Annotated in this window: 13 protein-coding genes; 3 read left to right on the top strand and 10 right to left on the bottom strand. The window is 51.3% G+C overall.

Features of this window, described 5'->3' with window-relative positions; translation table 11 throughout:
• Positions 1–21: 21 nt before the first annotated feature.
• The 8 genes from AC1DWB_RS02455 to mnmL all read right to left on the bottom strand — a co-directional run bounded on the left by AC1DWB_RS02455 (position 22) and on the right by mnmL (position 7,738).
• The gene (locus tag AC1DWB_RS02455; RefSeq protein ID WP_477539431.1) at positions 22–1,308 is read right to left on the bottom strand and encodes a DegT/DnrJ/EryC1/StrS family aminotransferase; all 1,287 of its coding nucleotides are present in this window, start codon (positions 1,306–1,308) and stop codon (positions 22–24) included.
• Positions 1,309–1,517: 209 nt separating this feature from the next.
• The gene (lepB, locus tag AC1DWB_RS02450; RefSeq protein ID WP_477539430.1) at positions 1,518–2,048 is read right to left on the bottom strand and encodes a signal peptidase I; all 531 of its coding nucleotides are present in this window, start codon (positions 2,046–2,048) and stop codon (positions 1,518–1,520) included.
• Positions 2,049–2,113: 65 nt separating this feature from the next.
• On the bottom strand, positions 2,114–3,406 hold the full coding sequence (locus AC1DWB_RS02445; RefSeq protein WP_477539429.1) for a family 10 glycosylhydrolase: 1,293 nt from the start codon (positions 3,404–3,406) through the stop codon (positions 2,114–2,116).
• Positions 3,407–3,455: 49 nt separating this feature from the next.
• The gene (locus AC1DWB_RS02440) at positions 3,456–4,223 is read right to left on the bottom strand and encodes a sulfite exporter TauE/SafE family protein (protein WP_477539428.1); all 768 of its coding nucleotides are present in this window, start codon (positions 4,221–4,223) and stop codon (positions 3,456–3,458) included.
• 21 nt (positions 4,224–4,244) lie between these two features.
• Positions 4,245–5,222 carry a type I phosphomannose isomerase catalytic subunit gene (locus AC1DWB_RS02435; protein WP_477539427.1) on the bottom strand — a complete coding sequence of 326 codons (978 nt, stop codon included), beginning with the start codon at positions 5,220–5,222 and terminating at the stop codon, positions 4,245–4,247.
• A gap of 8 nt (positions 5,223–5,230) precedes the next feature.
• Complete coding sequence (gene mnmM / locus AC1DWB_RS02430) at positions 5,231–5,866, bottom strand: tRNA 5-(aminomethyl)-2-thiouridylate-methyltransferase MnmM (RefSeq protein WP_477539426.1); 636 nt, start codon at positions 5,864–5,866, stop codon at positions 5,231–5,233.
• Between the two features lie 143 nt (positions 5,867–6,009).
• Positions 6,010–6,738, bottom strand: a complete 729-nt coding sequence (locus tag AC1DWB_RS02425; protein WP_477539425.1) for a c-type cytochrome — start codon at positions 6,736–6,738, stop codon at positions 6,010–6,012.
• A gap of 58 nt (positions 6,739–6,796) precedes the next feature.
• Positions 6,797–7,738 carry a tRNA modification radical SAM protein MnmL/YtqA gene (mnmL, locus tag AC1DWB_RS02420; RefSeq protein ID WP_477539490.1) on the bottom strand — a complete coding sequence of 314 codons (942 nt, stop codon included), beginning with the start codon at positions 7,736–7,738 and terminating at the stop codon, positions 6,797–6,799.
• A gap of 415 nt (positions 7,739–8,153) precedes the next feature.
• Here mnmL and AC1DWB_RS02415 point away from each other — a divergent pair, with 415 nt between their 5' ends.
• Complete coding sequence (locus tag AC1DWB_RS02415; RefSeq protein ID WP_477539424.1) at positions 8,154–8,360, top strand: hypothetical protein; 207 nt, start codon at positions 8,154–8,156, stop codon at positions 8,358–8,360.
• A gap of 105 nt (positions 8,361–8,465) precedes the next feature.
• Positions 8,466–9,218: a tRNA (guanosine(46)-N7)-methyltransferase TrmB gene (trmB, locus tag AC1DWB_RS02410; protein ID WP_477539423.1), complete on the top strand. Its 753-nt coding sequence runs from the start codon at positions 8,466–8,468 to the stop codon at positions 9,216–9,218.
• Positions 9,219–9,319: 101 nt separating this feature from the next.
• Here trmB and AC1DWB_RS02405 read toward each other — a convergent pair whose 3' ends face one another.
• The gene (locus tag AC1DWB_RS02405) at positions 9,320–10,438 is read right to left on the bottom strand and encodes an MGDG synthase family glycosyltransferase (RefSeq protein ID WP_477539422.1); all 1,119 of its coding nucleotides are present in this window, start codon (positions 10,436–10,438) and stop codon (positions 9,320–9,322) included.
• Between the two features lie 54 nt (positions 10,439–10,492).
• A complete protein-coding gene (locus AC1DWB_RS02400; protein ID WP_477539421.1) occupies positions 10,493–11,020 on the bottom strand; it encodes a phosphatase PAP2 family protein in 528 nt (175 codons plus the stop codon).
• Between the two features lie 533 nt (positions 11,021–11,553).
• Between AC1DWB_RS02400 and AC1DWB_RS02395 the strand changes: the two genes are divergently transcribed.
• Entirely contained in the window at positions 11,554–12,786 is a 1,233-nt protein-coding gene (locus AC1DWB_RS02395) for a glycosyltransferase family 2 protein (protein ID WP_477539420.1), read from the top strand.
• Positions 12,787–12,888 lie beyond the last annotated feature (102 nt).

Genomic DNA, 12,888 nt, shown 5'->3' with positions numbered 1-12,888 from the left:
TGGAGCAGCTTCTTCCGCTTATTAAGATTTCCCTACGAGCGACTGCTCCCTAAGGGAGTGAAGCACCTTGGTCGCCCCTTCAATAATTTCTTCCACATCCTGCTCCTTCAATGTCGGAGCAATCGGGAGGAATGTCGTTCTAGGAAGGAGGTCAATGGCACGCGGACACATATCTTCTGTATAAACGACCGGATTCTTGAATGGATAGTTGAACGGGAAATTGTCTTTATCCGACGTTCGTTGGTTGAAGATCGCCGGTGTGCGGTAAGCTGCCTTGCCGGCATACAGGATGTGCGTGCCGATGTTCTCGGCGGCCATGGCTTGATTGAACTTGGTTGCGGCTTCGGCTGAGGGTAGAATAATGCCCAAGTTGGAGCCGATTTGTCCGTCTTCCGGGTCGGGGCAATGACGGAATTGAAGCTCTGGGAATTGGGCTGCGAGCGCCGACCTGATCGCTTCATGGCTCTTCTTCATGGAAGCGACAATGCTAGGAAGCTTCTTCCACTGCTCGAATATGACCGCTCCGGTAATATCGCTCATCCGGTAGTTCTGGCCCACGATAGCGAATTCGTCGTCCGAGGAATCGATTCCGTAGCGGGTACGGTGACGGACGAGTCCTTGATCGTGGTAGCGCAGCGCGCGCTCGAACAGCTTCAAGTCGCGTGTAACGACAGCGCCGCCTTCGCCCGCGGTTATGATCTTGTTCATCTGGAAGCTGAATGCACCAATGGTGCCAATGGTGCCGCCGTATTGGCCTTTGTACTTGACACCGCACGATTGCGCCACATCCTCGATGACGGCGATGTTTTTGCTCCGAGCAAAAGCCATGACAGGATCCATATCGACCGGGTTGCCGAGTATAGGCACGACGATGATCGCTTTCACATCTTCGTCGTACACTTGTTCCAAGGCGGCCGGGTCGAGGTTGAGGCTCTCGTCGATGTCGCAGAATACCGGTACGGCATTGCAGCAGACGACGGCACCAGGCGTAGCGAGGAACGTATTGGCCGGCACGATCACTTTATCGCCATAGCCGATGCCAAGCGCTTTCATGGATACGATCAAGGAGGCTGTTCCAGATGTCACGCCCAGCACATACGGAATGTTCATCTCAGCGGACATGGCGTCTTCCAGCTTTTCAGCGGCGGTCTGCGGATTAGGTGAATAGTATCGAAAAGGAGACTGTGCCAGAATGACCTTGGATGCGAAATCGGCCTCCTCTTGACCCATAACCGCCGCACCAGGGTAATTGGGCGGCAATGGATTGCTGCGGGCGGGAGTACCGCCTTCGATAGCCAGTTTTTTCATCGTACAACCTCATTTCATGTTAGATAGGAATGATTCCTCCCCATTGTAAACGATTCCTCAAGCAATAACATTTCTTTATTATGTCTTTAATTGTATCGTACCTGTTATTATATTTATTTGAAATGCCTTAGAAGCGACCTATTAAAATAACCCATGTGCAAAGTGAATGTCGATTCACTTACACACGGGTTATTTGTTGTCGGATCAACTTACATTGTTCCTACATTAGTGAAGGGGTAGAAGCGGAAAATGATTTTACCTACGAGTTCGCTCTCATTCACGAAGCGGTTGGGCCATAGATGGCCGTCATAGCTGTTGTTGCGGTTGTCACCCATGAAGAAATATTGGTTATCAGGTACCTGGATCGGCCCGAACGAATAATTCATTTTGACAGTCAAGTAAGGCTCGTCCACTTTCTCGCCGTTGCGGAACAGCTCGCCGCCTCGAATCTCGATTGTGTCACCAGGAAGACCGATGAGCCGCTTCACGTAACGTACCGTTCCTGTACTTCCTGAGCCTCCAGCGTCGTGGTTGAATACAACAATGTCTCCATGTGACCAAGTTGTAAACTTGAGCATCTTCTCCATAATCAGACGATCGTTGATCTCGATGTTCGGCTCCATGGAGCCTGTCGGTACTTTGACGGCTTGGGCGACATAAGTCTGAACCAGCAAGCTGAGAATGACAGCAATGGCCAGTGGAGTAATCCATTCTTTCAAGATGGACTTCATACGCTGCATGCTTATTACGCTCCTTTCCACTCTACTTCTATTAAATCACGATTTGCTAGAGGGAGTCAAAGCAGCTAGATGACGCTCTTCCAGGAACCGTAGTGGAAGAAGCACATTCCGCTGGCGCCCAGAGAAAGGGCCTGTTGCTCATACTGCAGCCAATCCTCGCTTGTCATCCCATATTCGGATGAGTTCAGAAGTCCGGGATAGATTGGTACGGACCCCGCTCCCCGTACCTGAGCTTCCACCACCTGGGTGAAGCTGTCTGGTCCGAGCCAGTAGTCCATCGGGCAGAGAAAGTCCACTAGTCCCTGTGAGGCCCAATCCTGCCACTTCTGCCCGAAACAATCGTACTCGCTGCCGGGGCTTAGCGGCTCATGCCGTAGTTCGTTGCCGTATGGTGCATTGTACCAGATCGTCGCAGACAGCTGTGCTGCTGGATGTGCTGTCTTGACGGCCCTGCCGATGGAACGGATCAGCGCGGTGATCAGGCCAGCCCGATAGTCGGCCCACTCCTGCGGATGCTGCTGCATCATCCAGACGGCGCGCTCATTCACGCGATTATCGCTCACTTGGCCGCTGATACTGCTGCCGTCGCGGCTAACACGGTCTTCGTCACCTTCACTGCCCGTACCAATCTCCAGCTCCGCCGGCAGTTGGATGCCGCTATGAGCAGAGAACCCGCTGACGCAGGTGTCACAGAAGCAGAAGCGGTACTCGTGTCTTAGCACGAGCTTGTCTCCGATCGGAGGGTCGTTGAATACGTTCGTCGCTTGTTCCACGAAGAAGGTCGTGCGAACGCCATTGCCTGTCTCCATTCGGATCGGCTCTCCAGGTTTGGGGATGCAGCCCAGCCAATGGCCTGCACTCTTCGTGTCAACCGTCAATACGCTATCGAAGTAGTAATACCGGACAAAATCCAGATGAATGCCTGCCAGTCCTGGGAACGTATCCAGCAGCCTCTGGCTGCCTTCACTGATTGCCTTCACAACACGCGGGTTGCTGGGGTCAAGTACATAGGCGGTTCCTGCTACTGGCTCGTCCCAGCTGTTAATACCATGTATATCGACGCAATAGCAGGAAGGATCATCGAACAGCAGCTTGCTGCGATCGGACGTACGCTCAACAAGCGCCCCGACCATCCCATGGACTTCGATTCTCGCGACAGCGCAAGCGGATGTTAAAGCTGCAACTTGTTCCCTCAGAGCATCGTTGTGGTCACCCTGCCAAGTAAGATGAACGAGCACCTTCCCGATCCGATTCTGGCTGCACCATTCCACGAATTGTTGGACTTCCTGCTCATTGCGTACTTCTTTGCCAAGATAGAGCCAGACGGCGTTCATACTCCCGGATGATGCGTTTGTCATACGATACAACTCCTTGTGTCTGCGAATCGGTTGTAGACCAATCTGCTTATTATGTGTGAAAGAAATCCCATATTTGCTTACCGATCAGCAACGTCGACATGATCACGAACAATGGCTTAACATAACCAACGCCCTTGCGGATAGCAAGTCGGGAGCCGACCAAGGCGCCGAACACCATGGAGATGGCCATGGGCAGCCCATAATAAATATTAACGTATCCCATAATGGAAAAGGTGATCAAGCTGCCGAAATTGCTGGCCAAGTTCAATACCTTGGCGTTGCCCGCGGCACCGACGAAGTCGAAGCCAAGCAGTAGAAACGCGAAGATTAGGAATGAGCCTGTACCTGGACCGAAGAATCCGTCGTAGAAGCCAATCACAAGCGCTACAACACCGCTCAACAGGGCAGTTCGCTTGCCTAATCCTTTGTATGTGGAATGGCTTCCCCAGTTTTTCTTGAATAGCGTATACAAGGTAACGAGTACGAGCAGCACGACGACAATCGGTTTCAGGAACGGGGCCGGAACGAACTTCACGGTTACCGCCCCGGCTACGGAACCGGCTAGTGCAAGGGGGAACAATGGACGGACGAGGCGCATGTTGATCTTGCCGGAGCGCAGGAACGAAGCGGAGCTTGTGAGCGACGAAGCTGTGCCGCCGAGCTTGTTCGTGCCGAGCACCATGCCGGGCGGAAGTCCAGTCAACAGCAAGGCGGGGACTGAGATTAAGCCCCCGCCGCCAACAACGGAATCAATGAACGACGCCAGAAATCCGGCGGTAATAAGGAAGAGCAACATTTCTAATGTGGGGTGTTCCATTTCATCGTCTCCTGGAAGTCATCAAGGTAAGTAGCTGCGGAGAACGGTAAAGCTGCCTTGTAGGGAGTACAGACCAAGGGATGCAGGCAACAGGAAGCAATCGCCTGGTTTCACCGGAATGCCTTCATTGGAGCCCGGCCAGTTCACGGTTCCTGTTCCATCACAGACGACTAGAATGACGAAGCTGTCCGTGGTCGTCTGCAACTGCCAGTTGCCGCCGACAGTTCCTTTCTCGACCTTGAAGTAGGGCGACTGTGCCAATGTCAGCCACTCGTTCGTATGATCGAGCTCCGTCGTCATGCGGCTGGCTCCGCTGCCTTCGTAGGCGATAACGTTCAACGAGTCCTCGATATGTAATTCTCTTGGTTTCCCATCCAGTCCGGGACGGTTGTAATCGTACAGGCGGTACGTCGTGTCCGAGTTCTGCTGAATTTCTGCGGCTAGAACACCAGCACAGAGCGCATGCACGGTTCCGGCTGGAATGTAGAACGAATCACCAGCCTTCACATCAACTTCTTGCAGGTGCTCCAGAATGCGACCTTCCTTGATCGCTTGGGCGAAGCTTTCACGGGTAACGCCGGGTTTCATGCCATATATGATTTTGGCGCCAGGCTTCGCATCTAGGATGTACCACATTTCGGTCTTACCCAGCTCGCCCAAAGGTAGCTGATCGTAATCGTTGTCGGGGTGTACTTGAATAGACAGATCGTCGTTGCAGTCCAGCAGCTTGATCAGGAGTGGGAAGCGTCCGCCATCTGCAGAATAACCTTTGCTTCCGAAGAACGACTCGCCATATTGCTCTCTCACTTCATCCAATCCGAGGCCGGCTAACGCTCCATTCATCACCTTCGTCGTTCCGTTCGGATGATCTCCGATCATCCAGCCTTCACCAATGGGGCCGTCCGGCAGCTTTAGTCCGAATTGCTCCAATGCGCGGCCTCCCCAGACGCGTTCTTTCATTTCGGGTTGAAATTGCAAGGGATAAGGTTGTATCGTCATTACTTCATTCACTCCTTATTCGAATTGACAGGCGGTTTCTTGAGAACGGCTATTAAGTAAGGTGTTTCTGCCTTGACGTTGATGAATCGGTAGCATACGACCTGGTATTGCTCCTGCGGCAACAGCTCCGCCCAAGAACGGACCACTTCAGCCTCCGTACCGCCGCCATCATGTCCACTGTACAGGACGATCGTCACGATGCCGCCAATCTTCAGCAAACGAAGCGCAGCATCGAGTGCAGGCAGTGTTGTCTCAGGTCGCGTAATCACAGGGGGAGCCGCAGAGCCGCTCTCTCCGCTGCTGTCGCTAGCAGCGCCCGGTAAGTAGCCGAGATTGAACATAACGGCTGAGACTAGTCCTATGGAAGCGGACGGCAGTGTCGCCAACATATCAGAATGGCTTCGCAGGAACAGCTCGGGCTGTGCGCTACGGTCTCCGCCATGCGCGTTGATACGGTTGCGGGCTTGCGTTAGCGCCCGTTCTTGAATATCGAAGCCGAACACGGCTCCTGTCGGTCCAACTGCTTGACATAGAAACAGTGTATCCACACCGTTCCCTACCGTTGCATCGACCACGGTATCGCCGGGCCTGATTCGTTCCGCTGCCCATTGCTGGGCACAGCTCAATACCGATCGAAATCCCACGTCGTTCCCACCTTACCCTTATCCAATATGGCTTTATCGATGCCAAAGATACCACATGCTCCACCGGATGGTCAATCATGCCTTAACACATAAGAAACGGAGAAGTCATCGAGACTTCCCCGTCCTCCAAACTTCCCAGTTCCTTATTTCTTTTCTGCGAGCCATGCGGCCAACACTTCGACGGAAGCTTCATCTAGCGACTTCTCGAAGCCAGGCATCTTGGTACTGCCTTTATTGATCTGCGTGATGATTTGTTCCTTCGTTTTGCGTGCGCCTACCTTCTGCAGATTCGGACCGCTCTTGCCTTGCAACTGATCGCCGTGGCAAGCAATACAACTTGCCTTGAATAGAGCCTCCGCGTCAGCCGACGCGCCAGCAGTCTTCGCTGGTTCGCTTGGGGCTGGAGTAGGTGACGCGCTCGGAGTCGGCTTAGGCTCCGGTGTAGCCGAAGGTGCTGTAATCGGAGCAGACGTTGGTGTAGCTGATGCCACAATTGTAGCTGTTGACGCTGGAACTGGTGTGGTTGTCACCGGTTTCGAGACGTCAGCTACAGGCTTGGTCGGTGTAGGCGTTGGTGCTGTTGTAGCTGGAGCCGAGCTAGGCGAACTGGATGAATTGGCTCCTTGCCCTTGAGCTGCCGGTGTAGGAGAAGGCTGTGTTGTCTTGACCGGCTCAGATTTGGCTGGTGATGCGTTGGCTGTGGCTGGATCGGTAATATTTTTGCTGGAGCCGGTATCTGTAGCTTGGGGCTTGTAAGGCTTAGCCTCTCCGCAGGCTGATACGGTCAGCATGATCGCTAGCGAAGCCAGTAAAGCGGTTCCTCGTATGCTCTTCCTTTTATTGGTCTTACTTGCCTTGCAACTCTTCGCCAATTTTCATTCCTCCCCAGGAATTGTTGATCTGCTCTTCCTATTCTGTTGACTCTACATTCTACGTCCAATACTTCCCTTGCCACGTTTCCCTTGACTTCAATTCATCGTCGATCGCATTAAGCACTTCCCACTTCTTCAGGCTCCACATGGGGCCGATCAGCAAGTCCCGCGGCGCGTCTCCGGTCAGACGATGGACAATCATCTCGGGGGGCAGAAGTTCAAGCGTATCGACAATGAGCTTCACATACTCGTCCTTCTCAAGAAACCGCAGCAACCCGGCTTCATACTGCTTAACCATCGGTGTCTTGCGCATTAGATGCAGCAGATGGATCTTGATCCCCTGCACGTCCATGTTGGCAACAGCTTTACCTGTGTCCAGCATCATCTCATGCGTCTCGCCAGGCAGTCCATAGATGATATGCGCACAAGTGCGGATGTTATGCTTACGCAGCTTAGCAACGGCGTCCAGGTAGCACTGGGTGTCGTGAGCCCGGTTGATGAGAGTAGAGGTTTCCTCGTGAACCGTCTGAAGGCCCATCTCAAGCCATAAGTAAGTCCGCTCGTTCAGCTCGGCCAAGTATTCGATGACATCATCAGGTAAGCAATCCGGCCGCGTTGCAATGGATAGCCCTACTACTCCAGGCTGTTGCAAAATCGCTTCATAATACTCCCGCAGCTCATCCACTGGTGCATACGTATTCGTATACGCTTGAAAATAACCGATATAAGAAGCTTCCGGCCATTTCTGGTGCTGCAAATCGCGGATCGTATTGAATTGGGTGACCAGATCATGCCGACGGCTGCCAGCGAAATCTCCAGACCCGCGCGCACTGCAGAACGTGCAGCCACCTGCGGCGATGCTGCCGTCCCGGTTCGGACATGTGAATCCGGCGTCCAGCATAACCTTGAACACCTTGCAGCCGAACTGTTCACGCATCTCGTAATTCCATGTATGAAATCGCTTATCTCCCCAGAGAAGAGGAGCTCGATGTTGGATCATGCCGTTCATAGGTTGTTGAAGCTCCTTTTCTTGAATAGGGGTTCTTTACCACACTATTGTATCAAAATCGCCTGGGTTGTACCAATAAATCCTCGGTTCGGATGTAATATTTAGATGAAGCGTTACGTACGAGGGTATAATCCCGCCGCTACCCAATACCAAGGCATAATATCCACGCTCCATTGAGAAAAATGTCATATAAGAAGTGTAGGCGGAATGGGGAAAAATAGCAATATTTGCTGGAAAAAAGAGGCCTTTCATGTTAGCTTTTTTTCTTGCTAAACCTAACATGATGTGTTATATTAAAATCAAGAATTAGCAAGTTGCAGCAGGCATTTCGCCACTTAATCGTACTTGGATTCATAGACTTGTTCAGCATTGGGCAAACTGGAAAAAAATCCGAGAGGTGAGAACAATGAATTCTGAATTTCAAATTCCGAACGGCGATGAAACGATCATGATTCAACTGACAGTGAAGGAAGCATTGGCGCTAAGCGGCGGGCAACGGTTTCTTCCGAAGAGCCAAGTGGCGTTAAGTGCCAAGCGCAAGCTGCGTCGCGAGTTGGAGCACAGGCTGCTCCCCGAGAGCGAGAAGGTTCACTACTACACGTTGGACGTTTAATTGTACAGGAAGCCTCTTCATCGGATCCGTAGGATCGGTTGAGGAGGCTTTCTTTTTGCTGTATGATGGGACTACATTAGTGTGTTATTGGAGGATAAGCGAATCATGCGGTTGAGAGGCAGAAAAGGAATTCGGGAAGCGATCGAACGCCAGCAGGAGCTGGTGATCTTGACCCCTAGCGATTATAAAGGCCGGTGGGCGGAGTTTTTCGGCAATGACAAGCCCATTCATGTCGAACTCGGGATGGGGAAGGGCAAATTTATAGCAGAGATGAGCGTCCTTCATCCAGATATTAACTTCATTGGCGTCGATATGTATGACGAGCTTGTTCGCAGAGCGAGCGAGAAGGCTCGGATCGCTGCGGATCGCGAAGATGGAGGAGCTCCTCACAATTTAGCGCTTGCGCGGATGAACATTGAACGAATCGAGGAAGCGTTCGCAGAAGGAGAGATCGAGCGAATCTACCTGAACTTCAGCGACCCATGGCCCAAGAAGAAGCATGCCCGTCGCCGGCTGACGCACAGCGGATTTGTGCACAAGTATGAACAGCTGTTGAATGAGCGTGGAGAAATTCATTTCAAGACCGATTCCCGCACATTGTTCGAATTTTCGTTGAATACATTCGCGGATCTCGGGCTGCGGATGCGGAACATCTCGCTTGACTTGCATGCGGACGGACCGGCGCCGAACAATGTGATGACCGAATATGAGAGCAAGTTCTCCGGGCGAGGCTTTCCGATTCATCGGATGGAAGTCGTCATTGGCGGATCTGCGCTTCAGAAGCATCTCGAACAGCTGAAGGCCGCTCCTCAGCAGGAACACGATGATACCGCTACTGATGATGCAGACAAGGATTGAATAGGAATCGCGGAACAGCGCAGCCTTATTGCGGCTTGCTTTCGCATAGCAAAAAACACCTCCAAGTTCCAAGTTCGGAAGGTGTTTTTTTGCTTGAATCCCTACGCCCACAACATTTCCATAACGGCCTGTGAGCACTGATGCGGGGTATAAGACTGCCAGTCGGGAGTCATGCTTGTCCGGCTATGTTGAAGCGTCGGATAATGTCGAATTAACTTGTCGAACCAGCGATCGAGTGTATCGAGCGACTTGATCTGCTCACCGAGACCGTGCTCGGTGAAATACTGGCAGTTCTCTTCTTCCTGACCCGGAATCGGTCTGTAGAACAACATCGGAATCCCCTTGGCTAACCCTTCCGTACAGGTCATCCCGCCGGGTTTCGTGATCAGTAGATCGGACACGTCCATCAGCTTATCCACTTCGCGGGTGAACCCCAGCAGGTGGATGTTACGATGTTGGAATAACGGCTCTTCCGCTAACTGAGTGCGAACCTTCTCATTGCTCCCCAGGCAAAAAATAAACTGAATGTGCTCCCGCCAGCTTGTCATGTAAGACATCAAGTTTTCTTTGTCGACCATTCCCCACCCGCCGCCCATGACGAGAACGGTGGGAATGTCCTGCAGTCCGAATCGCTGTCTTACCTCATCCCGGTTATGCGGCTGCCAGAAGTTAGGGTGAACAGGAATGCCGGTCACTTCGATATGGCCTTCAGGAACACCGTGCTGTTGCAACTTTTCCTTGACCTCATACGTAGATACTAAGTACTTGTTAACTTCTGGGTTCAGCCACATGCCATGAGCATCGTAGTCAGTGATGACCGTGCAGAGCGGAATGGAGAGCCCGGCACGCTTGAGTCGCGATACGACAATATTCGGAAAAGGATGTGTACAAACGATCGTATCCGGTCTAAGGTGTCGAATAAGCTCAGCGGTTTGACTATAAAAAATTCGATGCAGGGCCAATTGGGAAATGCGGTTAAGCGATTTCTTATATTGGGAACGATAGACAAGGCCATAAAGCTTCGGTTGAGAGGTGATCGTCTTCCGGTATGCAGTGAAGATCCAAGGTGCCAATGTCGGATGCAAGAAGGCGCCGAGCTCAACTACGCGTGTCCGCAAATCCGGCGAGAGCTGACGCAGTCCCACAGATAAGGCGTGGGCGGCTTGTGTATGGCCCGATCCGAAACCTTCGGATAACAGCAAGATCCGTTTCTTTTTCACGGTCGTCACCTAACCTTTTTTAATAATAACTGGTTAATATTAACAATAACCAATTCAACCGACGAATGCAACTGAGACGACAGCAACGCCAATGCCAAGCAAACTTCCCGCGATACAGTCGGATGGGTAATGCAGGCCTAAGTAGATTCGCGACAGACTAACCATGCCAGCTAGTGGCAGCAGCCAGAGTCCGGTTATGGGAGCCATGGACACGAACGGGATGACGACCGAGAATATAGCAGTTGAATGACCGGAAGGAAACGAATGATCTTTCAACGGATTTTTGCACAAATTCACACCGGGATGTACGATATAAGGGCGCTGACGAGGGTATTTCTTCTTCACCCAGGCTACCGGAATGTGACTTGCGGCCAGAGCGATGAGAGCCTGCCATGCGGCCAATCGCCATTCTCCCTTCATGACTAATGCTATGCTAAGACAAGCTACAATAGTCGCAGAAGCCCCGCCCATATGGGTGATGACAGTAAAGACACGATCCAGAACGGCATGACGCATGCGGCGGTTCACCCAGAAAAACAATTCATTTTCATGTTGCTGCAACCAGCTTACGACACGGCTCATGAGGATCCCTCCATAAATTTCGTGATAGTTCTAGTATAGAATGGATTTGTTAGTGGAGTGTTAACCGAGTAATAATTGAAATTAGAAAAATTTTAATATCGAAGATGATATTCAAGCAACCGCTAAATGGATATACTGAGCAGTGGATTACATAGTGAAGGGCTCGAAAAAAGTCGAATCCGCTCCCGGCTTCCAGGTCCAAAATAGGACTTCGATAAGGTTGTTTCGGACCTGTCTGTCCAGTATAATGGAACTCATACCTTTCACCAAAATGTTAATTTTAAAGCAAATGAGCGTTAATGCGAAGGAATCGGCTGTATTCCCTAAGGCAATCGCTGCAAAAGTCGATAAAATCCCTTTAAACCATCATTTCTGACTAATAGCAGCGAAAATGGGATTTTGACAAATTGGAGTAAAGAGAGGAAAATCATATTCGGTCACGTCTATAATTGCGAATCCATATTTATACAACAAAAACAAAATGAGTCTTAGAGAGAAACTTGGGTCATTTATAAAAAAAAGGGGGGTCATCCATGTTGGATTATTTCGTACTCACCATGCAAGTGTTGTTGGCTTTCATGGGCGGGTACCAGTTGTTCTTTACTTTCTTCGGTTACTACAGACGGAAACGTACTGTGAGCCACCCGGCACAAAAATCGTTCGCGGTACTGATCGCTGCACATAACGAGGAGAAGGTCGTCGGCGCGCTGATCGAGAATTTGAAGAAGATGGACTATCCGAAAGAACTGTATGACGTATTCGTCATTTGTGATAACTGTACTGACCAAACTGCGGATATCGCCAGAAGCTTGGGCGTTCATGCCTGTGTTCGGCAAAACCCGCATCTGCGTGGCAAAGGCTATGCACTTGAGTGGATGCTCAAGGAGCTGTGGAAGATGCCAAGATCGTACGACGGTGTCGTCGTTCTGGATGCGGACAATCTAGTCAGCTTGGACTTCCTGCAGCATATGAACAACGATCTCTGCTCCGGGGAGCGCGTTATCCAAGCGTATCTAGATACGAAGAACCCGCATGATTCATGGATTACGGCAGCTTATGGTATTACGTATTGGTATTGCAACCGCTTGTGGCAGCTGCCTCGTACGAACCTGGGGCTGGCCAACTACTTGGGCGGAACTGGAATGTGTTTCGAATCGACCTTGCTCAAGGAAATGGGCTGGGGCGCTACGAGCCTTGTGGAGGATCTGGAGTTCACCGTTCGTTGTGTACAGCGCGGGATTAACCCGGTTATGAACTACGATGCCAAGGTGTTCGACGAGAAGCCGTTGACATTCAAGGCTTCAGCCCGTCAGCGGTTACGCTGGATGCAGGGACACTTCGCGGTAGCAAGACGTTACTTCTTCCCGCTGATGTGGCAGGGGCTGAAAGAGTGGAATTTATCCAAGATCGATACCGCAATTTACACGATCAACGTGTACAACGTGATGCTAGGATTTCTGTTCAGTGCCTTTCTGTATGGCGACAAGCTGTTGCCGGGTGAACCGCATCTCGCATCGCTGTATGATCATGTGCCGGGCCTCCTGGTTACCGGATTGACAGCTTTCATTTACTTGCAATTCCCGGTTGCTCTCATGCTTGAACGAGTGAAGTCGTGGAAAATTTACTTGTCGCTTATTACGTACCCGATCTTCCTGGCGTCCTGGTGGCCGATTACGGTATATGCGTTCTTCACGCAGAACAACAAAACGTGGAGCCATACGCAGCATACTCGGGTGATCCGGATGGAGGAAATCCAGAGCAAGTAGGGTTCGATGCGATGGAAGTACATGGTTTGACAGGCCGCATGAATGATGGTATAGTAGCAAGAGTGTCTTAACAAGATATGCAACAAGCAGAGGCGCCCGCTT

The sequence above is a fragment of the Paenibacillus sp. P4_E11 genome (assembly GCF_056401635.1).
This window is presented reverse-complemented; position numbering and strand designations above follow the sequence as displayed.